Below are 24,969 nucleotides of genomic sequence, written 5' to 3'. Positions count from 1 at the left end.
AAAATCACAGTGCGCGTTCAGCAGAACATCGTCTGGATCGTCGTAAACTCCTTCAATCCCTCCTGGCCGAACTCGACGCCGATGCCAGACTGCTTGACGCCGCCGAAAGGCGCGTTCGGCTGGATCGCGCCATGACGGTTTATCCAGACTGAGCCGGTCTCGAGCTGGGATGCGATCTCCTTGGCGCGATGGATGTCCGAACTCCAGACCGAACCTCCCAGCCCCATCGGCGAGTCGTTTGCCATCGCGATCGCCTCTTCAGTGCTGGAATAGCGGATAATCGGCAAAGCCGGGCCGAATTGCTCGCGGTCGACCAGTGAACAGCCGTGCCCGACATCGGCCACCAGCGTGGTCGGATAGAAGTATCCGGCGCCGCTCCCGGGCCGTCCACCGAGCAGCAACCGTCCGCCCTTGGCGACGGCGTCGTCCACACAGGAAGCCACGATGTCGCGCTGGCGAGCGTTTTGCACGGGGCCCAGGATCGAGCCCTCCTCTAGACCGTTTCCGACCGGAATGCCGGCGGCGAAAATCGAAAGTTCGGCGCACACGGACTCATATATGCTGTCGTGGACATAGAGGCGCTTGAGGGCGGCACAGGTCTGCCCCGAATTGATGAAGCCACCCCAGAACAGGCCTTCGGCGATCTTCTTCGGATCGCAATCAGGCAGGACGATGCCGGCATCGTTCCCTCCGAGCTCGAGCGTGAGGCGCTTGAGCGTTTCGGCCGCCCCCGCCATGACTCTGCGCCCCGTCTGGGTCGAGCCGGTGAAGGTGATCTTGCCGATACCACTATGGGCCGACATGAGCCCGCCCAGCGAATCCTCGCCAGTGACAACGTTCACGACGCCGGGCGGCAGTACGCCGCCGAGAATTTCCACCATGCGGATGGTGGATAGCGGTGTGAGCGGCGAAGGCTTGATGACAACGGTGTTGCCGGCGCGGATTGCCGGCATGATGTGCCAGCAAGCGATCATCACGGGCCAATTCCAAGGGGTGATCGACCCAACGACGCCGATCGGTTTGCGATGAATTTCGACCCGCCCTTGTGGTCCGTCCTCCACGAGTTCCGGCGGCAGACTTAGTTGCGCCGTCGCGTCTGTCCACGCGACCGCCCCCCCGATCTCGAACCGGGAGCCAAGCCCGTTAAGCGGCTTTCCTTGCTCGAGCGTGAGTAGCTGAGCCAATTCCTCGGAATGGGCCTCGATCGCTCGGGCGCAAGCCTGAACAGCCTTTGCGCGCTCCGCGTCTTGACGCGCACTCCAGCTGCGAAAGGCCGCACCAGCAGCCTCCACCGCCAGGTCGAGATCGGCCGCGGTTGCGACCGGCATCCGTCCCATGGGCGCACCGGTCGCCGGGTTGATCACGTCGCGGTGCGCGGCACTCTCGACCGGGCGGCCTCCAATGAAAAGGGGGAAAGTCCTCATCCGTGCGCTTCCTCATGATCGCCTGAGCAGTCAGGATCATTGTTGTTGCGCCCAGTATTTGGTGCCGGCCGCATTCCGTCTTGGGGGCGGACGTCACTTTGCTTGGACTCAGACGTCATCCCCCTGGTCTGGGGCTCGCAGGTCGCCTGGCCTGCAAGCGAAAGCCTCGCGAAAGCAGCGGTTGAAATAGGAGATATCGCTGAAGCCGCAATCGAGCGCGATCTCGCTGATCCGCATTGCATCGCCTTCGAGACCCGATCTTCGCAAGCGGTCCCGGGCGAGGCACAGACGGCGATGGCGGATATAGGTCGTGACGCTGTGATCCAGCTCGCCGAACTCCCGCTGGAGCGTCCGGAGCGATATGCCGAGGCGGTTGGCCAGCCAGCGCGGCGTCAGCCGTTCATCGGTGAGATGCCGGTCTATGATCAACAAGGCCCGTTCCAACCTCGCCTCGCCCTCCTCCGCGACGGGGATCTCTGTTTCTTCGTCCGAGATGAAGGCCTGGCGAACGGCGTCGAAAAGAAGCTGCCGCAGACTCGCTGCCTTGCTTCGGCTCTCCGGCCTCGCGCCGATCTTGGCGACCAGACCACGCAGCACAGCCGACATCGGGTCAGAACTGCAGAGAACGGGGACAATCTGCGACCGTTCAGGTCCCGTCCCAAGCAACATCTGACGAGGAAGGTGCACGGACAGGTGATTTGAAAAATTCCCCCCAAGCCAAAACATGGATGGCCGGGAGGAATCGACAAGAGCACAATCGCCGGGATTGAGGATGGAGCGGCTATCGCTTTGCTCGATCCCGCAGGTCCCCTCGAGCTGGAAGATCAGAAAGAGATTTTCGCCGTAGTCGAGCCTGATATCGCGCGCGGTGCGATCCACAGCAACGATATTCATGGCTATGTGGGCAATTTCGAGCCCGCCGGCGTCGTACAATTGCACGCCGCCCGTCACCTCGGTCTGCCCCGCCGTACGGCGCGGCTCGTAACGTCCGCACACGTTCCTGACGCGGCCGGACCAATCCTCAAAAGCCATTTTCGACCACGCCGGCGGAATCCAGGGCCGAAATTCAACCGGGTGCATGATCTCCCCCTGCCAGCCGTGTTCGCGGCCTGGATTTCTCGGTCAATTTCCGTTCAGATTATGGGAATGACGCCAATCTTTGAAATGAAATCGATCGCTGCACAGCAGCATGATGGAGGCTACACCGAAAAGTCCGGAACCGCGTTAGGATGATTCCGTCCGGCGAACTCGCCATTCTCTGTGCTTGAACTCCTGCCTGGCAGACGACACGCGTCGACCGAAAAGCAAGCCCGTCCGAGTGCGCCCACAGCCCCTGACTGCTGACCGAGCATACAACAACTCCATCCGCGTGTGAGCCGCATAAACGGCAAAGTCGCAAGGGTTCAAGAAGGAGTGAGGACCAATCAAGTAGACCTAGCATTTGTCGAATGGGGCGACGAGCACCTTGCACTGGGTCGTTCGCCTCCTAAGGGATTCGAATGTGTCGGGCATAGCGTCCAGGCTTACGATATTGGATACTAGATTCTGCGGTCTGTAGCGCCCGCCATCGAGCGTCTCGATCGCTTGCGCGAATTCATGCATGTCGAAGAATACCGACATGATGACCTGCACTTCCTTGGAGACAGCGCGAAAGCTGTCCATCCGATCCGGCATCGTACACAGGCCCAGCACCAGGACGCGGCCACGCGGGCGCACGAGGCCGATGCAGTGATCGATGAGACCAGGTTTGCCGACGCATTCGAAAACGATGTCTGGCGCTCCGCTGCACGCTTCAGCTACGTGCACGTCCATGTCTTCACCAGAGACGAGATAGCCGGTCGCGCCGATCGACATGGCCCGTTCGCGCTGATGGTCGCTCAGGTCGACAACTACGACCTGGCGCGCGCCGAGCCGTCGCGCCCAGAATGCAACCGCAAGGCCGATCGGCCCGGCGCCCAGGATTAGGACCCTTTCGCCGGTCTTCAAGGCCGATCGAATGACGCCGTGTAACGCCACGGCGAGGGGTTCAGCCAGAGCGCCATCCGCCGCGGAAATACCCCACGGCAATTTGCGGCACTGGATGGCGTCGAGCGCCGCATATTCGGCATAGCCACCGCCGATCAACTGCATGCCATTCTCACACCATGCGGGCTCGCCTGCCACGCAGGAGGGGCAGCCACCGCAGCCCTTTAGCGGCGCAGCGGAGACATGGTCGCCGACCTTCAGGCTCGTCACGCCGGCGCCGATCTCCAGCACCTCGCCCGCAAACTCGTGGCCGATAATCGCTCCGGCCCTCAACCCGAATGTGGGATCTTCCGTCATGTGCAGATCGCTGCCGCAGATGCCGCAGCGACAGACCTTCAACAGAATCTGGCCGTGCCCCGGCCTCGGGTCGGCAATGGAGCCGATCCGCAATGGTTTACCGAGTTGCTCGAAAATGGCGGCCTTCATGATGATTTGCGCTCCCCTGCGGCCGGGACGGCCAGCCTTCGTCCGACCGGAAACCAAGGCACATCGAAGCGGCTCGCGACGAAACCCCAAATACCACCGCGGGCGTAGATCGCCATGAACAGGGTCAGGCAGCCGAGCACGACCATGTAGCTCGCGCCGTACTGGCTGAAAAACCGGTCCGCGAAAAAATAGATCAATGCGCCGATGATCGCGCCCTCGATGGAGCCGATGCCGCCAATCATCACGATGAAGATGCTGATCGAGGCCCATTTGGGGTCGTAGCCCGACGCCGGCGTGATGCGCAGCTGCGCCATGTAGTAAATGGCCCCGGCAAATCCCGTACCGACTGCGGCAGCGACGAACACGAGAAAGCGGAGCCGGGAAACATTCACGCCCTGGCTGCCGGCAGAGACAGGATTGTCCCGCATCGCGGTCAAGGCGAGACCATGGCGCGAGCGCAACAGCCAGTAAGAGCCGCCGACGGTGACGAGCAGAAGGATCCCGCTCAGCATGGTCATGGCGATTTCTCGTTCGTGCAGCCGGTATTGCGCCATCACGCGAAGCGTAAGGCCCGCACCCGCGTTCACGTAGTCGAGGTTCGTCGTCAAGAGCCGGACGGCTTCGGCCACCACCCACGTGCCGATGGCGAAATAGGGTCCGTCGAGACGGTAAAGGAGCAGATAGGTCGGCACCGACAGGAGCGCCGGAACGATCAAGGCTAAGGGAACCGCGAGGAACGGATTGACGCCGAATTTCTGGCAGAGGATGAACAGCGCATATCCCGCTGCTCCAATGAAGGCCTGCTGGCCCACCGACACGAGTCCCGCATAGCCGGCAAGCAGATTCCACATCTGGGCGATCGCGATGTAGCAACTGAGTTCGACCGCCCAGCGGATCCATCCGCTGTCCGCCCACCACGGCATCGCGACGAGCGCCGTAAGCACGATGACGGATAAGGACATCGCGATGCGACTCGATAGAGTGTGGCGTTGCACATTCACGATCGGAGGGGTTGTCATCTCGTTTATCACCACACCTTACCCCCGCTTCATCACGCCCTCGGGCCTGATTGCCAGAGCTGCGAGGAAAACGAGATGCCCGAACAGGATTCCCCAACCGGGGTCGATGCGAAATCCGATCGCCTGCGCGACGCCCAGCACCATCGATCCCACAAAGGCACCCCAGAGCGAACCCATGCCGCCGATGATGACAGCCTCGAAGGCGTAGATCAGTTGTGCCGGACCATCGGCAGGAGATACCGTGGCGCGGAGCGACTGGAATACCGCGGCAATGCCGAGGATAGCTACGGCAATTGCAGTGGACACGGCGTAGATGGACTTGGGATCGACGCCAGTTACGGCCGCAGCTTCGGTATCCGCGGCGGCTGCCCGCAATCCGCGGCCGAAACGCGTTGCACGGACAATAAAGTCGAGACCAGCCGTCAGGGCAATCGCCGTGACCAGTACGATGACGGGAAGCACCCCGACGTAAACGCCGCCAACTTCGATCGATGCGCTTTCCAGGCCGCCGCCACGCAGCGACCTCGTATCCGCCGACCAGATCTGGAGCATCAGATTCTGAACCGCGATGGACAGACCGAATGTGGCGATCAGAGAGGGCAGCGGATCCTCGCCGACCACCTTGTTGAGGATACCGCGCTGCAACGTCCAGCCCAGGAGCGCGGCGAGCGGCACAAGGACGGCAATGAGCGACATCGTTCCCAGCGAGAACGCGGTAGCAAGCGAAATTCCCGTTAACGCCAACAGGATCATCAGATCGCCGTGTGCAATATTGACGATGCGCATGACGCCGAACATCAGCGCCATTCCCAGCGCGTATTGGGCATACATGCCGCCGAGCAGGACGCCCTGAACGAGTGCATCAAGCCATTGCATGGATGGCTCCGAAATAAGCCTCGGCAATCGCGTCCCGGCCGATGCTGTCCGAAGCGCCAGTCAAAGTAATGCGTCCTTCCAGCATGCAATACAGGCGCTCGGAGGCGCGCTTTGCCAGCGAAACGTCCTGTTCGACCAGGACGAGCGCGGTCCCGGCCTGACGGATCAGCGGCAGAGCGTCGTAGATTTCATGAACGACCTTTGGCGCCAGTCCCAGCGAGACCTCGTCGCATAGCAGTACCCTTGGCTGCGTCAGCAGGGCGCGGCCGATCGCGACCATCTGCTGCTGGCCGCCCGACAGATTGTGAACGAGCTGATCGCGACGCTCGCCCAGAATCGGGAACAGCGCGTATATGCGCGCGATCGTCCAGATCGAGCCGGCGTCCTCGTCTCGCTCTGGCTTGCGGCCATAGTCGACGGCAACGCGCAGATTGTCCTCGACGCTCATGCCGGCGAATAGCCGGCGGCCCTCCGGGACCATGCCAATGCCGTTTCGGACCATTGTATGCGGCTTGCTGCCGCCGACGGGCTTCCCCCTGAACCGCACCATCTCGGGTAACACCGGAAGCAGCCCGAGGATCGAGCGCAGCAGAGTCGACTTCCCCGCGCCGTTGGCGCCGATCAGAGCAACGACTTCGCCCGCATACACTTCAAAATCGACGCCGAACAACGCCTGGAAATCGCCGTAGCCCGCGCTGAGCGTGTGGGTCGAGAGCACCGGTTCTGCTTTCATGCTTCGATCCCCATATAGATCCGCCGCACATCCGGATCGGCGATCACCGCCTGCGGATGGCCGTCGGCAATCTTCTCGCCGAAATTGAGGACGATGATGCGGTCGGCCACCGCCAGCAAGGCGTGCAGCACGTGCTCGATCCACAGAACGGTGATACCCCGGTCGCGGATCCTGCGGATGAGATCAACCAGTTCCCGGGATTCCTGATCCGTCAGGCCGCCGGCGATTTCGTCGAGCAGCAACAGCGTTGGGTCTCCGGCCAAGGCGCGCGCCAATTCAAGCCGCTTACGATCGAGCAGCGTCAGCGATCCCGCGCGGCGGTTGGCCTTGTCGGCGAGGCCGCACTCGTGGAGGATAGCCGCGCAACTGTGGTGCGCGGCATCTTCGTCGAGTTTCGCGCCGAACATGGCCGTGACGAGCAAATTCTCGAAAGTCGTCATGCCACCATAGGGTTTCGGGATCTGGTAGGTGCGCCCGATGCCTCTCCGGCAACGGATGTAAGGCGGCTCGTTCGTCAGTCTCTCGCCGGAGAGGCAGACCTCTCCCGTGTTTGTCGCCAGGTCGCCACTGATGAGATTGAATAGCGTGGTCTTCCCGGCGCCGTTCGGGCCGAGAATGCCAAGTACCTCGCCTTCGCGGACATCGAACGAGATGTCCTGAATGACGCGCAGGGCTCCGAAGGCCTTTCCGAGACCCTGCACCGACAGCAATGGATTACCCGTCATCGAGGAAGTCTGCTCGCCCAAGCTCATGACCAGCGAATGAGCTGCATTTTCGCTTCGGGCTCAATGATCGGCGACACCGTGGTGTCAACGATTTTCAGGTCGTACGGAAACTTCTGTCCCTTCACCCATTGCCCGCCGAAGATGGCCGTCTTGCAGATATTCGGATGCGGGCCGTTGGCAAAGGAGATCTTGCCCACCAGCGTGTCCAGATTCGTTGCCTTCAACGCATCCCGGTTCGCCGTGCGGTCCAGCGGATCGGCCGACCGCTTGAGCGCGTCGAGGACGACCTCCCACAGCGCGTGGGAATAGCCCAGCGGCTGTGTCCATTGCTTGCCCGTTTCCTTCCCCCAAGCATTGGCGATGTCGCGACTGAGCTCGCCCGTCAGCGACGACTTGAACGGGAAAGACGGAGTCCACCATACCTCGGTGCTCATGCCATCGCCGAGCTCGCCCATTGCTTCGATCCCCGACGGGAAGAGAAGGGCCGCGGCGACTGTCACCACCTTCGGCCGGTAGTTCTGCTGCTTGCACTGGGTGATGAAGGTCTTCAGATCGGGGACGTAGGAAATGCCCCCGACGAGATCGCATTCGTTCTTCTTGAAGTCTGAGATCTGTGCCGAGAAATCGTTGGTTAGCGGCTGGAACATGGATGGCGACGTGGCCGCAAAGCCGGCCTTCTTGACTGCCGGCGGCAGCCCATAGTCGTTGTTGCCCCACGTCTCGCCATCCGCGTTGCGCGGAAATAGCATGCCTATCTTCTTGTTGGTTTCGACCGATTTCCAGAGAGCGACGTAGGTCGCAAGCACGTCCTCGAGGCCCCAGAACATGTGATAAGTCCAATCGAATGCCTTGCCGGCGCCGCCTCGCGGCATCACGAAGGCCTGCCAGGGCGAGCTCGAGGACATCGACGGCACGCCATACAACTCGCATTGGTCGGCGGTCGGATTGTTGATATCCGTCGTCGAGGCCGGAACCATGAAATGGACCTTCTGGTTAAGGATCAGGTCTCCTGCGAGCTCAGCGGCCTTGTTGGGGTTGGATTGCGCGTCGCGTGCGAGGATCTCGACCTGATAGGTCTTTCCGCCGACTTGCAGGCCCTTGGCGAGCAGAGCCTTGATCTTGGCAAGCGAGAAGTTGTCGGTTTCACCGAATAGGCCGAGTGGGCCGGTCATCGGACTGACAAAGCCGATCTTGATGGTGTTCGCTTGCGCATTTGCGACCCATGGCATGGCAAGGGTTGCCGCGGCGGCGCCCGCGCCCTTCAGGAGGGTACGCCGGGTGAATGGCAAGTTGGAATTCAAGGAACGAAATTTGGTCACGTGTCTCCTCCATATTGATGTTTGATTTCACCCGGTCGCTTCTTCGTCGTATCCGGGTTGACAGCACGCACTAGGCTGGGACGGCCTCTTTCATCGGTCGCAACAATACGCCGCCATCGATCACGATTTCCGATCCGGTCATGTAGGAGGACGCGGGAGAAGCCAGCAGTAGCGCGACGCCCTTGATATCCGACGTCTCGGCCACCCGGCCGAGCACCGACCAATCGGTGAATGCCTTCCTGTCTTCGGGATTGGCCATGCGTCCGCCCGCGATATTGGTGATGAAGGGACCAGGCGCGATGGTGTTGACCAGGATGTTGTAACGTCCAAGCTCCATCGCGGCCTGGCGGGCAAGGTGGCTGACGCCGGCCTTGGCGGGCATGTAGGGTGTCCCCACAATCGGCTCGTTGTAGCTGGCCGCGATCGAGGAAGTCGCAATGATGCGCCCGCCGCCAGTCTGCTTCATCTCGCGTGCGGCGAGCTTGATCGTGTTGAAGACGCTCGTGAGGTTGGTCGCGATCACGTTGTCCCAGTGATGGTCATCGAGGTTATCGATTTGGCCCTCGGCGTTGCGTTGACCGAGTGGATCGAGGAAGCCTGGGCCGGCATCGATTCCGGCATTCGCAAAGACCACATCAAGTCGCCCGTGGCGGCTCACGACCTCGGCGAATGCAGCGCTCATCGCCGCACGATCCGTCACGTCAACCGTGAGACCCCAGGCGTCACCGCCTGCCGCCTTCAGTTCCGACACCGTCTTGTCGAGTCCCTTCCGGTCGAGATCAAGCAGACACACGCGGGCGCCGTTCTCCGACATGACTTCGGCGTAGGCTCGTCCGATGCCGGACGCGGCACCGGTGACGATCACGGACTTTCCGCGCACGTCGAACATTTCCTGCAAGGACATCACGTCTTTCCTCAATTGCGCAACGAAACTTCAGATGAACATGTCTTTGTTGATGGGAATGCCGTTGGCCTCGCAGTGGCGCGTATAGTGATCGATGAACCAGAAGACGTCGGCGGTGAAATCGTATTTGCCGTTGTCGTCGAAGAACTCGACGGCTCCACTGAGCCAGAACAGCGCCTTCATGCCGTTGGGGTCGTCGGAATACAGCGTGTGCGCCGTGCCTGGGAGCTCGTAGACGAAATCGCCAGGCCGGGCGATCCAGTCGTACTCGTAGTAGCCCCAGGAGCCTTCGAGTGTGACGGCGGAGACCAGGCCGCGATGCTTGTGCGTCCCGATCCGGCCGCCACCCTTGACCCACAAAATGTTGGCTGCCGCATTGTTGCGTACGTCGAAGCATAGATGCTTGATCGCCGCGACGTCCCCAAAAGGGACCCAGGGCGACGACTTGTCGTCGCCTGCGATGTAGGCCCCTTCCTTGGCATAGCGCTTGATCGCCTCCGCCTGCGGCTCGTCCGGCAGTTTCATGATCTTGCTTGCGTCGCGCATCCCGACCTCCTCCCAAGGGAACCATTGCGGTCGAGAAAATCATCCCGGCCCAAAGGCGGTCAAAGAGGAAATCACTTCTGCACCGCAACAAACCTCCGGACGCCAATTCAACCTATTGAATCGAATAGGATTATCGACTGCTCGTGATGGCGCGGAAAGCCACCCGCGTCGTTGATCGAGGCTCAAAAATGGATCATTTCATGAATTCTGGTTGATTAAATGATGTAACCGCGGCAGCCTCCTCCCCAAAACAACTGTGGGGGGGGGGGTAACTGCGGAATGATTTCCAAGGTCGAAGAGAGCAGCCTGCTTGATCGCGGTGGCCGACCCACCTTGCGCGACATGCTCTCACAGATTGTGTACGACCCCGCTCACGGCCGTATCAGCCTGCGCAACGCGCGGCTCGTGCTCAATCGCGCATCGATTGCAATCCAGCTTCAAGAGGAACTGGTCCGCCGCTTCGGCCCCCACGAGGCGCGCGTCATTCTGCTTCGGCTGGGGTTTCAAGCGGGAACGGAGGATGCGAAGTTCATTCGCGCCGGCTGGCCCGACCTCGATATGGGTGATGCCTTCACAGCGGGCACGCGCTTGCACACCATGACGGGCGTCGTCCGCGTGCAGACGGTCTACAACGATTTCAACTTCAAGCAGAACAAGTTCGCCGCGGAGTTTCTCTGGCATGGCGGCATGGAGGCGACCGAGTCGCTCAATCGTCACCGCAACGTGTCCGAACCGGTCTGCTGGATGCAGGTCGGCTACGCCTCGGGATATGCGAGCTATTTCTTCGACAAGCTGATCGTCTACAAGGAAACCGAATGCGCGGCGATGGGCCACAAGCACTGCCGGGTGACCGGCAGGACGGCCGACGCCTGGGGCGCCGACGATCCGATGGTTCGCATCTTCCGCCAAGAGGTTGTTCCCTCTCTTGCGGAGCTTCCGAACAAGACAGGCCTGCTGAAAACGGCGTTTCACGCGCCGCCGCGAAACGCAGCCAAGCCAGTTGAAGACGCAAGCCTTGAGGACGTGGTGCTGGCACCGGTACACAATCGGCTGGACGAGATTGCCGCCCGTGGGCTGCCTGCGCTGATCCTTGGTCCGCGCGGCGCCGGAAAGCACCTTGCGGCGAAGTACTTGCACCACAGGCGACACGGCATAGGCGGTCGATTGAGACGCATCGTCTGCGGATCTCTCACCAGCGAGCAAATCGATGATCGGCTGCGGAAAGTGAAGCAGTTGCGCGAAACCTGGCTTCTGGAGAACATCGAAACGTTGCCAGAAGAGTGTCAGCTGCTGCTGGCCGAGAGAATCGAGAATCAAGATCTGCCGCAGGGACTGCAACTGACCGGCTCATCAATTCGCCGAATGAGCGAGTTGATCGCCATGCCGGCGCTGCGGCAGGATTTTCTGTTCGGTCTTGCAGTCCTGCCGGTTGAACTCGCCAGTCTTCAAGACAGGCGTGGCGACATGCCAGATATTGCGCGCGCGGTGCTTGCGGCAATCGTGGAAAGCGGATCTTCGCCGCAGCACCGTCTGTCGCGCGCAGCGCTGGACGCCCTCGTCGTGATGGATATCCCTGGAAATCTTCCGCAATTGCGATCGATACTTCAGGTCGCCGCATTCAATACCGAGGTCGACGGCGGCATGCGTCATCCACGAGAGATCGAGCCGAAGCATTTTCCCCGCGATCTGGTGGCGTCTCCCCCGAGACCTGCGGATGCCCATGTGCCAGGTATCATGGATCTACTGGCAGCCGGATCGCTCACAATCGATGACTTGAACCAGCAGATCTATGCCGAGGCACTGCGGCGTTCCAATGGAAGAATGTCGGCGGCAGCGCGGCTAATAGGTGTCACTCGCCCTCAATTCGTTTATCGAGCAAAATAGCTTCAGCCGCATACGATTGTACGAAATGCAACTTGAGAAAGGCGGGAAGCTGACGTTTCCGCCCCAGCGTCTCCGTCGCCTCGTCGACGGCGAATCCCCGCAGCAATTCTCCGCGAGCCGACGGTAGAAAGCCTGGCCCGATCACGGGCCAGGCTTCGGCTTACGCAGCCCGCACGGTGCTCAGGAACTTGTCCACCTCGAGCTTGAGCCGATTGCTGTCGCTGGATAGCGACTGCGCAGCTGCCAGCACTTGCGACGAAGCCGAACCGGTTTCGCTGGCGCCGCGCTGCACGTCGACGATATTGGATGAGACCTGTTGAGTGCCTTGGCAAGCCCGCCGCACGTTGCGGGATATCTCCTGTGTCGCTGCCCCCTGTTCTTCAACGGCGGACGCGATGGTGGCCGATATCTCGGAGAGCTTTTCGATCGTTCGACTGACAATCTCATTCCGACTGCTCTACGGGCTGCTGCTACTGCATCACGATCGCCGCCAAGTCCTGTGGCCGGGAGTGACCGCGCACCCAACGGCTGAATGGATTTCGCATCAACTCACCGAGGCCTATGGTTGGAAAGTAGCGCCGCGATACATCATTCGTGACCGCGACGCCGTCTACGGTGACGTCTTCACCCGCCGCCTTCGGGCGATGAGCATTCGGGATCGGCCAACTGCGCCGCGATCGCCGTGGCAGAACGGATACTGTGAAAGGGCGATCGGTTCGATCCGGCAGGAATGTCTTGACCACGTTGTCGTGTTCGGCGAGCGGCATCTTCGCCATCTGCTGCGATCGTACGCGACCTACTATGACGAGGCTCGCACGCACCTTTCGGGCAACAAGGACGCGCCATCGCCGCGAACAGTACATGCTGTTGGCCGCATTTTGCCTACGCCATTTCGCGGCGGACTTCATCATCTGTACGCACGAGCTTGAAATTCCGACAGGCACAGCCACTCTTAGGCTCATGCAGCTGAGCCTTGCTGTTGGTCCGCGCCGACCGGCGGAGCATCGTCGAGCCAACCCGGCTCGACATCGGGCAAAGGAATCGCCGCGAGCAACCGCCGGGTGTAGGCATGCTGCGGAGCGCCGAAGACGTTTGCGACGGGGCCGTATTCGACGATCTCGCCGTGGTGGAGAATCGCGACGGCATCGCAGAGCACGCGCACGACAGAGAGATCATGGCTGATGAACACCATGGTGAGGCCAAGTCTCGCTCGCAGCTCCTTCAAAAGCAAAAGAATGTGCGCCTGGGTGGAGACGTCCAGTCCCGACACGATCTCGTCGGCGACGATGAAGTCCGGCTCGAGCGCCAGCGCCCGAGCAATCCCGGCGCGCTGGCGCTGGCCGCCCGACAATTCATGTGGGTAGCGATCGGCAAACTCGGTCGGCAGGCCGACGAGATCGAGGAGCGCGGCCGCGCGTTCGCGCTGCCCCCTTCTTCCGTTCAGGCGTCCATGCACGCTCAACGGCCGCGTCAGCGTGGTGCCGAGCCGCAGCCGCGGATTGAGCGAGGACTGCGGATCCTGGAAGATCATCTGGATCCGCGCACGCAACGGCCGCAGTTCCGTCTCGTCGAGCTGGCCAATCTCGATCCCGTCGAACTTGATTCCACCAGCCGTCGGCCTCAAAAGCCGCACCAGCAGGCGACCGAGCGTCGTCTTGCCCGAGCCGGATTCGCCGACCAGGCCCAGCACCGAGCCGCGCGGCACAGTGAGATCAACACTTCTGATCACCTCGCGCAGACGCGGCTTGCGCAACAGGCCCATGCGCTCCGGGTAACCAAAGCTCAAATTGCCGGTGCGGAGCAGGATGTCGCTCATGCCGGCCCCGCTATCGTGAGGCGGTCGAGGCGGTGCGCCTCGGACCACAATTGCTCGATCAGCGCCGGCGGCACCGGTCGCAGCGCCTCGGCCGGCCGGTCCGCCCGCGGCGTGGCCGCGAGCAGCGCGCGCGTGTAGGCGTGGCGCGGCCGGGCCAGCACATCCGCCGTCTCGCCGTATTCCAGCACGCGGCCGCTATGCAGCACGGTCATGCTGCGGCAAATCTTTGCGACCACGCCGAGATCGTGGGTGACGAACAGCACGGCGCTGCCGTGACGCTGACGCAGCCGCTCGACGAGCTGCAGCACCTGGCGCTGCACGGTGACGTCGAGCGCTGTGGTCGGCTCGTCGGCGACGACGAGCGCGGGATCGCAGGCAAAAGCCATCGCGATCAGCACGCGCTGGCGCATGCCGCCGGAGATTTCGTGGGGATAAAGCGACAGCAACCGCTGAGGATCACGGATCGCGACCTCGGCGAGAAGCTCCGCCGCGCGCGCCGACGCCGCGCGCTTCGACAGCCCGAGATGATGCCGCAGCAGGCCGCCGATCTGCACGCCGATCCGCTTGACCGGATTGAGCGAGGTCATGGGATCCTGCGGGATCAACGCGATGCGACGGCCGAGCAGCTTGCGCCGCTCCGCCTCCCCCATTGCCAAGAGATCGCGCCCCTCGAAGGTGATGCTTCCGGCCGTGATCGTCGCATTCACCGGCAGCAGCCCGAGGACGGCACGGCCCAGCATAGTTTTGCCGGCGCCGGATTCGCCGACGAGGCCACGGACCTCGCGCGGCTGCAATTCGAGATTCACGCCGCGCAGGACGTTGGCTGCGCCGATCGCAACCTTCAATCCCAGGATCTCGAGCGTTGCGGTCATGAGCGCTGCACCGGATCGAGGGCAATGCGGAGACCGTCGCCAAGCAGGTTGAGGCCAATCACGCTGGTGATGATGCAGGCGATCGGCAGCGCCATGATCCACGGCGCCTGATAGACGATCTGGCGGCCCTCAGAGATCATACCGCCCCAGGTCGGGGTGTCGCCCGCAACGGATATCCCGACGAAGGACAGGATCACCTCGACGAGGATGGCGATGCCCATCTCGACCGCGAGCAGCGTGATCAGCAGCGGTACGAGATTGGGTAGGATCTCCAGCCGCAGCAATTTTGCGCGGCTCATCCCAATGACGCGCGCCGCGGCCGCGTAGTCGCGCGTCAGCTGTACCATGGTCTCGGCGCGCACGACGCGGGCAAACCGAGTCCAGTCGACCAGGACGATCGCCGCGATCACCGAGGTCAGACCGGCGCCGATCACCGCAGCCAGCACGATCGAGAGCAGCACCGGCGGAAATGCCATCCAGACGTCGATCAGCCGCGAGATGCCCTGGTCCACCCAGCCGCCAAAGCTGCCGGCGAGCAGGCCAAGCGCGATGCCGATGAGCGCCGCAAGCGTCGCCGCGATCAACGCCACCAACACCGCCGTGCGCGCCGCGTAGATCAACCGCGACAACACGCAACGGCCAAGGCTGTCGGTGCCGAAGAGATAGGCGGGATCGCCCCCCGCCACCCAAGAGGGCGGCAATTGCGCTAACATCAGATCTTGCTCGAGCGGATCATGCGGCGCGAGGAAGGGCGCCGAGGCCGCGACCAGCACCAGCAGCGCGACCACCGCCGCGCCGACCCACAGCCGCGCGCCTCCGCGCTTCAACGCGGCGAGCCAGCGTGATGGTCGTATAGCGGGAGGCGCAAGCGCGAGGTCAGCCATGACGCAGCCTCGGATCGAGCAGTGTCACAATGAGATCGACGGCGAGGTTGAGCGCGATGAACAGCACCGCAAACGTCAGCACCAGCCCCTGGATCAGCGGGAAGTCGCGGTTGATCACCGCGTCGATCGCCATGTTGCCGATACCCTCATAGGAGAAGATGCGCTCGACCAGTACAGTGCCGCCGAGCAGCAGCGTGACCTGAACACCGCCGAGCGCGACAGTCGGGATCAGCGCGTTCGGGAGCACTTCATGCAGCAGGATGTCGGGCCGCGAATAGCCGCGGGCCCGCGCGATCTGCGCATAATCCTGGTCCTCGGCCTCGGTGAGCGAGGCCTTGAGGATGCGCGCCACCAGCGCAGCAAATGGCAGCGCCAGTGCGAGCGCGGGCAGGATCATGTGATGCAGCAGTGCAAAGGCGATCGCGAAGCGTCCGGTCAGGAGGCTCTCGATCAGGTAGAAATTGCTGTGCAGATTGACGTCGATCTGCGGATCGACGCGGCCGGAGATCGGTAGCCATGGCAAGAGCACGCCGAAGGCGAGCAGCAGGATCAGCGCCCAGAGAAAATCGGGGATCGCGAGCAGCACGCCGATGCCGCCGTCGACCGCCCATTCCGCGCGCCGGCCGCGCAGCAGGATTCCGGCAACTGCCGCGAGAACACCGAGAACGACAGCAATGAGCGTCGCCAGCAGCGCAAGCTCGATCGTGGCCGGCAGGCGCGCCAGCAAGAGGTCGAGAACACCCTGATGAACGCTGATGGAGCGACCGAAATCGCCGCCGGCGATTTGTCCGAGCCAGGTCGCAAATTGCTGCACAATCGACTGGTCGAGCCCGTAGAGCGCGCGCAGCCTCGTGATATCGGCCTCAGACGCGCCGGGCGGGATCATCATTGCGATGGGATCGCCCGGCACTACACGCAGCAGCACGAAGACGATGACCGCCACGCCGAACAGCGTGGGCGGCACGAGCAGGAGGCGCCTGATGAGCTCGCCCCATCGCATCGGTCGGTCGCCTTTCTCGTTTGCCGCTTAGGCCGGCGTGATGAGTTGCGGAAGGATCATTCCGTTCGCCTGCGACACGACCTTCAGGCCCTTCTTGTGGATGATCGGCTGCACATACTGGAACAGCGGGATCACCTCGCCTTCCTCAGCGATGTATTTGTCAACCGCCTTGTAGCCGGCGATGCGCTTGGCCTCATTTGGCTCGTTCCAAAGCGGTCCTATGCGCTCGACAAGGTCCTTCCCCTTCCAGGCACAGTGCGGTGATGGACCGAACATCGCGTGACCGGTCGAGGTCGAGGGATCGCCGATCGCATTGCCCCAATTGTAGAATGCCGCGGGCGCCAGCGCGTGGCGCGCGCGCAGCTCGAAATGCTTGGCTATCTCGTAGATCTCGATATTGGCATCGATGCCGACCTTGCGCCACATGCCGACGATCGCCTGAACCATCTCGTAGTCCTTCGGCTTGAAGCCGCGCGTGGTCTGGATCGTAAACTTGACCGGCTTCTCCGGTGAATAACCGCTCTTGGCCAGCAGGGCCTTCGCAAGCTCCGGATCGTAGGCGACCTTGATCGAGGGATCGAAGGCGGTGTAGCCCGGCGCCTCCAAGGTGGAGATCGGCACACCGTACCCCTTCAGAAGGCGATCGACGATCGCTTTCTTGTCGATGGCGTGATGGGCCGCGAGCCGCACGTTGCGGTCGAGCATCGGGGCGATGTCGGTGATGAAGATCATCGCGATGTCGGACACCGGCCGGGTCTGGCCGGCCAGGCCGGGCTTGGCTTTCAGCCGGTCGAATTCCTCGTACGGAATCTCGAAGGTCAGGTCAGAGCCGCCAGACTCCATCTCGGCGACACGGCTGGTCGTATCGGTGATGAACTTGAACACCACAGTCTCGAATGCCGGTTTGCCGCCCCAATAGCCGGCGTGCGCCTTCAGCCGCAGGAAGGCGTTGCGTTCGAACGCGTCGACCTTGTAGGGGCCCGAGCCGATCGGCGCTTTCTCGAAGCCTTCCGCACCGACCTTCTCGTAATAGGCCTTCGGCAGGATGTAGCCGGTGAGGAAAGCCATCCATTTGAAGAGCGTCGGATCAAACTCGATCACGTCGCCGGTGATCGTGTTGCCGTCGATCTTGTAGTTGCCGACCTTTGGACCAGACGAACTGCACTGGGCTGCCGCCCTTCGGATCGCCCGCCCGCGTGAGCGACCACACCACGTCCTCCGGCGTCACAGGCGAGCCGTCATGCCAGGTCGCGCCCTTGCGCAATTCCAGCGTGATCTTGCTGCGATCCTCGTTCCAGCCCCATTTGGTGAGAAGCCCAGGCTTGAACGAGAGATCCGGGGCCTGTCCGATATAGGGGTCGAACACCGACTGGTAGATCGACTGGATGGTCGGATTGACCGCCGAGACGCCGATGGTGGGATCGAACGACGGCAGGTTGACATTGTAGGCGATGGTCAGCGTACCCGCTGCCGCCGCAAGTGCGGCACCATCGCCGAGAAGGCCGGATGTGAGCGGCAGCGCGGCGGCACCGCCGGCAAGCTGAAGGATCGAACGACGCGACAGTGGAAACATGGTCATTACCCCAACATGATGAGCCAAGCACGGTGAGCATCTACGAAAACGGCGCCGTGAGCGGCGCCGTCGATCAGTTCTGATTATTTGCCGGCGCTCTCGGACCAGCGCGCCATCAACGTGTTGGACGGCAGGGATTCGTCGACGAGCTTCTTTGCCGTCTCGACGCCGGCGATCGGCAGTCTCGCGGGATCGAGCAGCCCGATCTGCGCCAGCACCGACGCTTGATCCCAATAGATGTGCTCGTTGTAGAGCTTGTCGCCACGGAAGCGCACGATCGCGACCAGCGGGATCTCGACGTATTTGCCGGTCGGCGGCACGCCGGGCAGCATCCAGTCGATCTCAATATCGTGGGTGAAGCAGAACAGCATCTCGTCGACGATGCGGTCGGCACCGACGGTGCGCGAGATCGGCACGAGCTTGGTATCCTGCGGCGTTTTCGGGATAAAGTGGTGCTTGTAGAAGCGCAAGAGGTCGCGATAGCCGACGCCGCCGGTCATGGTCGGGATGTGGTTGACATAGGGCTCGGCAACCATCGTGGTCATGGTCTCTTCCGCCGAGCGGGTGGCGAATTCGAGCTCGGTGTGCCGGTCCCACAGCGTCGAGAGGTCGTAGTACGGACCCAGCACCCTCCGGAACAGCGCGATCGAGCGCGAATGCGCCATCAACGTCGCCGGCTTGTTGAAGCTCGTGCGCTCCGGCGCTGCGAAGGCGTGGTCGCAGCCGGGATAGAGATAGAACTCGACGTCGGGCCGGCCCTTGAAGGCCGCCTTGATCTGCTCGCGCGCTTCGGCGGGCGCAAAGCGGTCGAGCTCGGCGAAATGGAAGACCATCGGGCCCTTGACGTTGCCGGCTTCGCCGAGATCGGCCTCGATGCCGACGCCGTAATAGCTCACCGCGCAATCGACGTCGGTCCGGGCCGCAACGAGATAGGCGAGCTTGCCGCCGAGGCAGAAGCCGAGGGCGCCGACCTTGCCCCTGCATTCGGGCCGCGCCCGCAGGACCTTCAGCGCATCGTCGGCATCCTTGATCGACTGGTTGGCATCAAAGCGCTGGTAATAGCCCATCGCCTTACCGAAATCGGCCTCGGAATAACCGAGCTCAATGCCGGGCTCCATGCGCCAGAACAGGTCGGGCGCCAGCACGACGTAGCCTTCTTCGGCGTAGTAGTCGGCGACATCGCGCATCGACTTGTTGACGCCGAAGATCTCCTGCATCAGCAGGATGCCGGGACCCGAGCCCGAGGCTGGAACGGCGAGATAGCCCTTGAAGCCGCCGCCATCCCTGGCAGCGATATCGATCCATTGTCCCGCCATGTGCGATCCCCTCTCCTCGTCGAGCCTTGCGCAGCTTCCGTCCCTTGCAGCGTTCGTGTGCCGCTTCTCACATGCACAGGAGGCCTTGCCTTCCCATCATGCTTTCTTAATTGTATTTTTAATGTAAGAATTGAACTTGTATATAGCTTTCGTTGGGCACAGCCTGCCCAAGTCGTAAGCTTGGGCAGAATCAGGAGACGGTCTTGAGGAAGACGCAGAACGCTGTCGCAAGGCGGACGGGCGCGACTGCCAGAGCGAAGCTGCATTCGTCCCCGATCGAGCGCGGGGGTTCGTGGCATCTGGCGCGCACGGAGGCCGAGCGGCGATTGTCGGAGTTCGAGTTCAGGCTGGAGCGAGTAGCCCAGGCTTATTATCGCTGGAAAGCGGCGTGCTTGGCCGCCGTGTGCGACGTACCGCTGACGGGAGATGACGTCGCCGTGCTCAACGTGGTCAGAATGGGCGACGAGCCCAAGCGCCTCTCCGAGATCGGACAATTGGTCAACCGCGTCGACGTCCCCAATCTGCAATATGCGACGCGAAAGCTGGTGAAGGCCGGCCTGATCGAGACCGAAGGCTCCTCATCGCGTAAGGAGACGCGCTACCGCGTCACCGATCTGGGCCGTTCCGTCACCGAAGCCTATGCGGACCTGCGCGCCGCGACCCTTCCGCCGATTCTGGAGGCACTGGAGGGTTGGGCGGAGAAATCCGAGGCCGCCGGCAGCCATCTTGACCTGGTCGCGAGCCTCTATGCCCAAGCGGCCCAAGTCGCAATCACGCGGCGGCATCAGCCCTGACGTCGCCGCCTTCGCAGCTGCGGGCGGAGCCCTGATCCTCCGCCCCGAACGATCACTCGGAACGAACGAACCATCGCCCCCCGAAGAATCCAGCACGCCGGAACAGGCAGCTCATGGGCTGGCTCGACCGCCGTATCAACAAGGGACGCCGGGTGCGGACATATTCGCTGCCGTGGTTCCTGGCGCTCTATGTCGTGGGCGGGCTGCGCGGCCAAGTGTCCGGCGGCAAATGTCTCGGGGCTGGTGCAGCGTCTTCTCGCGGACGACCTCATCGGCAAGCGCGGGTCGACAAGTGGCGGCCATGACCGGAGCCCCCGCGCCGGCCGCCCTATTCGATCGGCAGCGGCCGCACCAGCTGGAAGAGGTCGCGAGGCCTCGCATACCAGCCCGACCCGTGCATGCGGGCAATGAGGTCGAGGCCGACCGTATCGATATAGCCTCGCTGTGCATCCATCACGAACTGCTCCGCGACATGAGCACAAACGATCTCGCCAATCACGGCGATCTGCCGGGGCCCGGTCTCGTGAACCGAGAGGGAGCGGCATTCGAACGCCACCGGGCACCCCTTGATGAGCGGAGGCGCAACCATATGCGAAGGCAGTGTTTGAAGCCCCGCAATCTCCATCTCGTCGACGCCGGCCGGAGCATCGACGGCCGTCGCGTTCATGGCTTCAGCCATCTGGTGCGACACCAGGTGAGCGACGAACTCGCGCGTCTCGACGATATTCTGCGCCGTGTCTTTCAAGCCCTTGTTCGGATGACGCAGCAAGCCGAGCACAACCGTCGGCGGCTCATGCCCCAGCACGTTGAAGAAGCTGAAGGGCGCCGCATTGGCCGCACCGTCCCGGGAGCGGGTCGTCACCCACGCGATGGGGCGCGGCGTAACCGTCGCGGTGAGAATCTTGTAGCGGATATCCGCCGGAAGCTGGCCCATATCGAAGAGCATCGGTCCCTCAATTACGCGCGCGATCGGCGCTGACGGTGGAGACCGCCCGCTTCGGTCGATCGTCGACGACGAGCTGGAAAACGTCCGGACGGGAATAGTGCCCGGCGGCGTCGAAATCAAACTTGCCGCGCGTCACCTCATCGAGCGCAATGTCGGCATACAGGATGGTCTCTCCCTCGAAGTATGGCCCCGCCAGCACCTTGCCAAGCGGATTGACGACAGCGCTGCCGCCGCGCATGAGCACGGTCTCGGGATCGGCACCCAGCGCGCACTCGTAGTCCGCCGGGAAGGCGCCACGCTTGAGATGCTGACAGGCCGTCAACACGAAACAGCGTCCCTCCAGGGCGATATGCTGCATGGTCGGAAGCCAGGTATCGCGATCATCCGCGGTTGGAGCGCAGTAGATGCTGATGCCCTGGCTGTACATGTGCATGCGCAGCATCGGCATGTAGTTTTCCCAGCAGATCACCGCGCCGATATTACCGAGCGAGGTCTCGAACACCGGCATGGTCGAGCCGTCGCCGAAACCCCAGATCAGCCGCTCGCCCGCGGTCGGCATCAGCTTGCGGTGCTTGCCGACGAGCCCACGAGCCCCGTCGAAGAACAGCGCCGTGCAGTAGAGCGTGCCCTGCTCTCGCTCGATGCAGCCGATGACCGTGAAAGCACCGGTTGCGGCCGCCGCCGCGGCGATCGTCTCAACCTCCACGCCATCGAGATCGATGGCCGCCTCCCAATACAAACGGAACGCCTCGCGTCCTTCGGGCTTGCGCATGCCGACGGGAGCGCCGAATGAATTTCCCTTGGGATAGCCGCCAATGAACGCTTCAGGGAAGACGACCAGCCTGGCGCCGGCGTCAGCTGCCTGCTCGATCAAGGCCGCCGCCTTTTGCGCCGACGCCAGCGAGCTTGTCGGATCTGAAGCGGCCTGAACGACGGCCGCCTTGTAGGTGTTCGGTCGATTGATATCCATCATGTCATCCCGGGCACGGAAAAGGAGGGCGGGCCGCTGCTGCGGCCCGCCAGCATGTCACACTCAGTGATCCGTCTCGATTTGCGGCCTGTTCGGCAGCATGATCGATCCAATCACGGCGACGACCGTACAAATGACAACCGGATACCAGAGCCCCGCAAACACGTCGCCGACCGCGAGCGAAAGATAGGTTGCAAAGAACGGCAGGAAGCCACCGAAGATGCCGGCGCCGATATGGTAGGGAAACGAAAGCGCCGTGTATCGGATGTTGGCCGGGAACACCTCGACCAGGAACGATGCCACCGGCCCATAGACCATCGCGACGATGACGGTCATGACGACCAGCAGGAAGACGATGTAGCCCGACGACACCTTTGCGGGATCCGCCTTGGCGGGGTAGCCCGCCTCGGACAGGGCCTTGCGGTAAGCCGCCGCATCGTATCCGGCAATCGTTCTGCCGTTGACCGTCATCGCCACGGCCTGGCCGTCGACCGGAGCGGCATAGCTGAAGTTGATGCCGCTTCCGATCAGCAGCTTCTTGGCCTCAACGCAAGGCTTGCTGTGATCGCCATGCGAGCTCAGCAGCGCGGCCACAAGGCCGAACTTGCACGCTTCGCTGGTGGTGTCCGCATGCACGGTCACCGGCGCGCTGCGCGTCGCGGCCACGAGCTGCGGATTTGCAGCCTCCAGCAGCGACGAAAACATCGGCCGGTAGCACAGCGCCGATAGCACGAGACCCGTCATCATCAGCCATTTGCGTCCAACCCGATCGGACAGCCAGCCGAAGAAAACGAACGCGGGAGCACCGATCACGAGACCGATGGCCATCAGGGTATAGGATGTCTGCAGATCGATCCTTGCGATCTGCTGCATGAAGATCATCACGTAGAACTGGCCGGTGAAGTAGGTTGACCCCATGCCCGCGGTCACACCGAACAGCGCGATCAACACCAGGCGAAGGCTGGACCACCGGGCGAAGGTGTCTCTCACCGGACTCTTGGACAGGCGGCGTTCCGCCTTGAGACGCGTGAAGACGGGCGATTCATGCAGCCTGGCGCGGACGTAGATCGAGAACGCCAGCATCGCGATCGAGATGATGAAGGGAGCGCGCCATCCCCAGGCCTTGAAATCGGCCTCGCTCATGACGCTCTGCGTGCCGATGATGACCGCGATGGAGAGCGCCAGCCCGACCGACGATGTGATCTGGATCCATCCGGTCAGAAGCCCGCGCCGGTCCGGACGAGAATGCTCCGCAACGTAGATGACGGCACCGCCATACTCGCCGCCAACCGCGAGGCCCTGGATCAATCGCAGCATGACCAGCGAGATCCATGCCGCATGGCCGACGCTGGCATAGGTGGGCAGGAAGCCGATCAAAGCCGTGCCGCCTCCCATCATCACGATGGTGATGAGGAAGGTATATTTTCGACCGACCAGATCACCGATGCGACCGAACACCACGGCGCCGATCGGCCGGATCACGAAACCGGCCGCAAGAGCGCCGAGCGAAGCAAGCACGGCGGCGGTCGGGTTGTCCGGCGGAAACAATACCGAGCTCATGAACACGGCGAGCGCGCCGTAGATGAAGAAGTCGTACCACTCGAACACCGTGCCGAGGGTCGAGGCGAGAACGACCTGCCGCTCCTCGCTGCGCGTCAGATTCTGGTCGGCGGGTACCGCCGTCGCTCGTGCATCCATCGTCATTCCCCCTGTTTGCGCCGCGGCCAAACCCAGCCCCGCTTCAAGCCATTTTATTTAGTCATATACATATGATCTCGTCAAATACAGCAAGCTTGAATATCTGGCGAGACGCGCCCAATAATGCGCCAGAACGACACTCGCCATAACACCCTGATTTATAAGGATTTTCAGTGAAGAAGCCGCGCCGACCCCGCCCGCCGGATCCGGCGCCCGCATCCGCACGAGGAGCCAAAACCGGCAAAATCACCACGGCCGAACGGACCGGACGGCGCGGCATTCAGTCGATCGAGATCGGCTTCAAGATCCTCGACTACCTCAGGACCGAAATGCGGCCCGTGCCGCTGAAGATGATCGCCGCCAACACCGGAATGTCCGCGGCCAACGTCCACTACTATCTCGTGAGCTTTCAGGCGGTCGGCATCGTCCGACAGGAGACCGACACCGGCTGCTATGCCCTCGGCCCCTACGCCTTGAAGCTCGGCATGGCGGCCATCGAGCAATTCGACGTCTTCGCCGTCGCGCGGCCGGCCATGACCGAACTCGCAACGACGATCGGCCACACGGTGTTTCTCGGCGTGTGGGGCAATCGTGGCCCGACCATCATCTATCGCGTCGAGGGCGGAGCTAGCCGGCCCATCATCGAGCTGCGCGTCGGAAGCGTCCTGAGCCTGCTGCGGTCTGCGTTGGGGCGAAACTTTCTTGCACATCTGCCGCGCTCTCTTACAGGCCAGATGCTGGATCAAGAGCTCAAGGAGGAGCTCTCGCGCCAGCCGAGGACGGATGATGCGCCCACCACCACGGCCGAGGTGGAGGACATGATGGACAAGATTCGACGCGATGGCATAAGCCGCTGCCGCGATGCCCTTCTGCCGAACTTTACCTCCCTGTCTGCACCGATCTTCGACCAGGGTGGGTTCATGATCGCGGCTATCACGATGATGGGTCCCATCGGTATTCTCGATGACGATCTGAAAGGCCCCACCGCGACGGCGCTGATCGCCCACGCGCACGCCCTCTCCGCGACCGCAGGCTGGCAACCGGGAGGCTGAGATCGTCATCCAGCGCTGGTTCAAGCGTTAGCGTGCAGTCAGCGCGGATGTGTGTCGCGTTATACGTAGTACGAGGTAAGCACATCGGCTGTTCGCGGCTGGGTCTCGGGCGCGCAAGGGGTTGAGTTTGCCACTCGCATGGCATCACCGTGTGCCCGCCGGTGTCG

At 62.5% G+C, this 24,969-nt stretch carries 22 protein-coding genes and 2 pseudogenes; 4 read left to right on the top strand and 20 right to left on the bottom strand.

Translation table 11 applies throughout. From position 1 onward, the window contains the following. Positions 1–17: 17 nt before the first annotated feature. The 10 genes from ABIB99_RS06820 to ABIB99_RS06775 form a co-directional block, all read right to left on the bottom strand. A complete protein-coding gene (locus ABIB99_RS06820) occupies positions 18–1,424 on the bottom strand; it encodes an aldehyde dehydrogenase family protein (protein ID WP_354175209.1) in 1,407 nt (468 codons plus the stop codon). Positions 1,425–1,532: 108 nt separating this feature from the next. Then, positions 1,533–2,504 carry a helix-turn-helix domain-containing protein gene (locus tag ABIB99_RS06815; RefSeq protein WP_354175208.1) on the bottom strand — a complete coding sequence of 324 codons (972 nt, stop codon included), beginning with the start codon at positions 2,502–2,504 and terminating at the stop codon, positions 1,533–1,535. A 354-nt stretch (positions 2,505–2,858) separates the two neighbouring features. Continuing rightward, positions 2,859–3,875: a zinc-binding dehydrogenase gene (locus ABIB99_RS06810; RefSeq protein ID WP_354175207.1), complete on the bottom strand. Its 1,017-nt coding sequence runs from the start codon at positions 3,873–3,875 to the stop codon at positions 2,859–2,861. After that, entirely contained in the window at positions 3,872–4,837 is a 966-nt protein-coding gene (locus tag ABIB99_RS06805; RefSeq protein ID WP_354175206.1) for a branched-chain amino acid ABC transporter permease, read from the bottom strand. The genes ABIB99_RS06810 and ABIB99_RS06805 overlap by 4 nt, the downstream gene beginning before the upstream one ends. A gap of 75 nt (positions 4,838–4,912) precedes the next feature. After that, positions 4,913–5,770 (bottom strand): branched-chain amino acid ABC transporter permease, encoded by an 858-nt coding sequence (locus ABIB99_RS06800; RefSeq protein WP_354175204.1) that lies wholly within the window; start codon positions 5,768–5,770, stop codon positions 4,913–4,915. Further along, complete coding sequence (locus ABIB99_RS06795) at positions 5,757–6,503, bottom strand: ABC transporter ATP-binding protein (RefSeq protein WP_354175203.1); 747 nt, start codon at positions 6,501–6,503, stop codon at positions 5,757–5,759. Before ABIB99_RS06795 ends, ABIB99_RS06800 begins: the two co-directional genes overlap by 14 nt. Next, entirely contained in the window at positions 6,500–7,228 is a 729-nt protein-coding gene (locus ABIB99_RS06790; protein WP_354175289.1) for an ABC transporter ATP-binding protein, read from the bottom strand. Before ABIB99_RS06790 ends, ABIB99_RS06795 begins: the two co-directional genes overlap by 4 nt. A gap of 23 nt (positions 7,229–7,251) precedes the next feature. Continuing rightward, on the bottom strand, positions 7,252–8,547 hold the full coding sequence (locus tag ABIB99_RS06785; RefSeq protein ID WP_354175201.1) for an ABC transporter substrate-binding protein: 1,296 nt from the start codon (positions 8,545–8,547) through the stop codon (positions 7,252–7,254). A 70-nt stretch (positions 8,548–8,617) separates the two neighbouring features. After that, positions 8,618–9,451 carry an SDR family NAD(P)-dependent oxidoreductase gene (locus tag ABIB99_RS06780; RefSeq protein WP_354175200.1) on the bottom strand — a complete coding sequence of 278 codons (834 nt, stop codon included), beginning with the start codon at positions 9,449–9,451 and terminating at the stop codon, positions 8,618–8,620. A 30-nt stretch (positions 9,452–9,481) separates the two neighbouring features. Then, positions 9,482–9,997 carry a 2,4'-dihydroxyacetophenone dioxygenase family protein gene (locus tag ABIB99_RS06775; protein ID WP_354175198.1) on the bottom strand — a complete coding sequence of 172 codons (516 nt, stop codon included), beginning with the start codon at positions 9,995–9,997 and terminating at the stop codon, positions 9,482–9,484. Positions 9,998–10,276: 279 nt separating this feature from the next. Here ABIB99_RS06775 and ABIB99_RS06770 point away from each other — a divergent pair, with 279 nt between their 5' ends. Continuing rightward, the gene (locus ABIB99_RS06770) at positions 10,277–11,881 is read left to right on the top strand and encodes a XylR N-terminal domain-containing protein (protein ID WP_354175196.1); all 1,605 of its coding nucleotides are present in this window, start codon (positions 10,277–10,279) and stop codon (positions 11,879–11,881) included. Between the two features lie 160 nt (positions 11,882–12,041). Here ABIB99_RS06770 and ABIB99_RS06765 read toward each other — a convergent pair. Beyond that, positions 12,042–12,320, bottom strand: a pseudogene (locus tag ABIB99_RS06765) (methyl-accepting chemotaxis protein); the annotation flags it as partial. Here ABIB99_RS06765 and ABIB99_RS06760 point away from each other — a divergent pair. Further along, entirely contained in the window at positions 12,277–12,810 is a 534-nt protein-coding gene (locus tag ABIB99_RS06760; RefSeq protein ID WP_354175195.1) for an integrase core domain-containing protein, read from the top strand. The pseudogene ABIB99_RS06765 and the gene ABIB99_RS06760 overlap by 44 nt on opposite strands. A gap of 29 nt (positions 12,811–12,839) precedes the next feature. On the opposite strand, the gene ABIB99_RS06755 is transcribed toward ABIB99_RS06760, so the two are convergent. From ABIB99_RS06755 to ABIB99_RS06730, 6 genes and pseudogenes are all read right to left on the bottom strand, one after another. Then, a complete protein-coding gene (locus ABIB99_RS06755) occupies positions 12,840–13,697 on the bottom strand; it encodes an ATP-binding cassette domain-containing protein (RefSeq protein ID WP_354175194.1) in 858 nt (285 codons plus the stop codon). Further along, the gene (locus ABIB99_RS06750; protein WP_354175192.1) at positions 13,694–14,569 is read right to left on the bottom strand and encodes an ABC transporter ATP-binding protein; all 876 of its coding nucleotides are present in this window, start codon (positions 14,567–14,569) and stop codon (positions 13,694–13,696) included. Before ABIB99_RS06750 ends, ABIB99_RS06755 begins: the two co-directional genes overlap by 4 nt. Continuing rightward, entirely contained in the window at positions 14,566–15,453 is an 888-nt protein-coding gene (locus ABIB99_RS06745; RefSeq protein ID WP_354175190.1) for an ABC transporter permease, read from the bottom strand. The genes ABIB99_RS06750 and ABIB99_RS06745 overlap by 4 nt, the downstream gene beginning before the upstream one ends. Next, positions 15,446–16,453 (bottom strand): ABC transporter permease, encoded by a 1,008-nt coding sequence (locus tag ABIB99_RS06740; RefSeq protein ID WP_354175188.1) that lies wholly within the window; start codon positions 16,451–16,453, stop codon positions 15,446–15,448. The genes ABIB99_RS06745 and ABIB99_RS06740 overlap by 8 nt, the downstream gene beginning before the upstream one ends. A 27-nt stretch (positions 16,454–16,480) precedes the next feature. Continuing rightward, positions 16,481–18,026: pseudogene (locus ABIB99_RS06735) on the bottom strand (ABC transporter substrate-binding protein). An 83-nt stretch (positions 18,027–18,109) separates the two neighbouring features. Continuing rightward, the gene (locus ABIB99_RS06730) at positions 18,110–19,342 is read right to left on the bottom strand and encodes a dienelactone hydrolase family protein (protein ID WP_354175187.1); all 1,233 of its coding nucleotides are present in this window, start codon (positions 19,340–19,342) and stop codon (positions 18,110–18,112) included. A gap of 203 nt (positions 19,343–19,545) precedes the next feature. Here ABIB99_RS06730 and ABIB99_RS06725 point away from each other — a divergent pair, with 203 nt between their 5' ends. Continuing rightward, the gene (locus tag ABIB99_RS06725; RefSeq protein WP_354175186.1) at positions 19,546–20,136 is read left to right on the top strand and encodes a helix-turn-helix domain-containing protein; all 591 of its coding nucleotides are present in this window, start codon (positions 19,546–19,548) and stop codon (positions 20,134–20,136) included. 328 nt (positions 20,137–20,464) lie between these two features. Here the strand turns inward: ABIB99_RS06725 and ABIB99_RS06720 are convergent, their stop codons facing one another. Genes ABIB99_RS06720 through ABIB99_RS06710 form a run of 3 tightly spaced genes read right to left on the bottom strand, consistent with a single transcriptional unit; the run spans position 20,465 to position 23,750 of the window. Next, positions 20,465–21,082 (bottom strand): flavin reductase family protein, encoded by a 618-nt coding sequence (locus ABIB99_RS06720; protein WP_354175185.1) that lies wholly within the window; start codon positions 21,080–21,082, stop codon positions 20,465–20,467. Between the two features lie 7 nt (positions 21,083–21,089). Beyond that, a complete protein-coding gene (locus ABIB99_RS06715) occupies positions 21,090–22,055 on the bottom strand; it encodes a nitrilase (RefSeq protein ID WP_354175184.1) in 966 nt (321 codons plus the stop codon). 60 nt (positions 22,056–22,115) lie between these two features. Beyond that, positions 22,116–23,750 (bottom strand): MFS transporter, encoded by a 1,635-nt coding sequence (locus ABIB99_RS06710; protein WP_354175182.1) that lies wholly within the window; start codon positions 23,748–23,750, stop codon positions 22,116–22,118. Between the two features lie 173 nt (positions 23,751–23,923). Between ABIB99_RS06710 and ABIB99_RS06705 the strand changes: the two genes are divergently transcribed. Next, positions 23,924–24,802, top strand: coding sequence for an IclR family transcriptional regulator (locus tag ABIB99_RS06705; RefSeq protein WP_354175181.1), 879 nt, complete (start codon positions 23,924–23,926; stop codon positions 24,800–24,802). Positions 24,803–24,969: the final 167 nt, after the last annotated feature.

Origin of the sequence: Bradyrhizobium sp. LA6.1 (assembly GCF_040547805.1) — a bacterium.
Classification (GTDB): Bacteria; Pseudomonadota; Alphaproteobacteria; order Rhizobiales; family Xanthobacteraceae; genus Bradyrhizobium; species Bradyrhizobium barranii.
The sequence above is the reverse complement of the archived record's forward strand: the minus strand, read 5'-3'. Positions and strand labels throughout refer to the sequence as shown.

Bases quoted from the DNA above. Each gene is read 5' to 3' on its own strand.
- ABIB99_RS06820 (WP_354175209.1), bottom strand. From the start codon at position 1,424: ATGAGGACTTTCCCCCTTTTCATTGGAGGCCGCCCGGTCGAGAGTGCC.
- ABIB99_RS06815 (WP_354175208.1), bottom strand. From the start codon at position 2,504: ATGCACCCGGTTGAATTTCGGCCCTGGATTCCGCCGGCGTGGTCGAAA.
- ABIB99_RS06810 (WP_354175207.1), bottom strand. From the start codon at position 3,875: ATGAAGGCCGCCATTTTCGAGCAACTCGGTAAACCATTGCGGATCGGC.
- ABIB99_RS06805 (WP_354175206.1), bottom strand. From the start codon at position 4,837: ATGTCCTTATCCGTCATCGTGCTTACGGCGCTCGTCGCGATGCCGTGG.
- ABIB99_RS06800 (WP_354175204.1), bottom strand. From the start codon at position 5,770: ATGCAATGGCTTGATGCACTCGTTCAGGGCGTCCTGCTCGGCGGCATG.
- ABIB99_RS06795 (WP_354175203.1), bottom strand. From the start codon at position 6,503: ATGAAAGCAGAACCGGTGCTCTCGACCCACACGCTCAGCGCGGGCTAC.
- ABIB99_RS06790 (WP_354175289.1), bottom strand. From the start codon at position 7,228: ATGACGGGTAATCCATTGCTGTCGGTGCAGGGTCTCGGAAAGGCCTTC.
- ABIB99_RS06780 (WP_354175200.1), bottom strand. From the start codon at position 9,451: ATGTCCTTGCAGGAAATGTTCGACGTGCGCGGAAAGTCCGTGATCGTC.
- ABIB99_RS06775 (WP_354175198.1), bottom strand. From the start codon at position 9,997: ATGCGCGACGCAAGCAAGATCATGAAACTGCCGGACGAGCCGCAGGCG.
- ABIB99_RS06770 (WP_354175196.1), top strand. From the start codon at position 10,277: ATGATTTCCAAGGTCGAAGAGAGCAGCCTGCTTGATCGCGGTGGCCGA.
- ABIB99_RS06760 (WP_354175195.1), top strand. From the start codon at position 12,277: ATGGTGGCCGATATCTCGGAGAGCTTTTCGATCGTTCGACTGACAATC.
- ABIB99_RS06755 (WP_354175194.1), bottom strand. From the start codon at position 13,697: ATGAGCGACATCCTGCTCCGCACCGGCAATTTGAGCTTTGGTTACCCG.
- ABIB99_RS06750 (WP_354175192.1), bottom strand. From the start codon at position 14,569: ATGACCGCAACGCTCGAGATCCTGGGATTGAAGGTTGCGATCGGCGCA.
- ABIB99_RS06745 (WP_354175190.1), bottom strand. From the start codon at position 15,453: ATGGCTGACCTCGCGCTTGCGCCTCCCGCTATACGACCATCACGCTGG.
- ABIB99_RS06740 (WP_354175188.1), bottom strand. From the start codon at position 16,453: ATGCGATGGGGCGAGCTCATCAGGCGCCTCCTGCTCGTGCCGCCCACG.
- ABIB99_RS06730 (WP_354175187.1), bottom strand. From the start codon at position 19,342: ATGGCGGGACAATGGATCGATATCGCTGCCAGGGATGGCGGCGGCTTC.
- ABIB99_RS06720 (WP_354175185.1), bottom strand. From the start codon at position 21,082: ATGCTCTTCGATATGGGCCAGCTTCCGGCGGATATCCGCTACAAGATT.
- ABIB99_RS06715 (WP_354175184.1), bottom strand. From the start codon at position 22,055: ATGATGGATATCAATCGACCGAACACCTACAAGGCGGCCGTCGTTCAG.
- ABIB99_RS06710 (WP_354175182.1), bottom strand. From the start codon at position 23,750: ATGGATGCACGAGCGACGGCGGTACCCGCCGACCAGAATCTGACGCGC.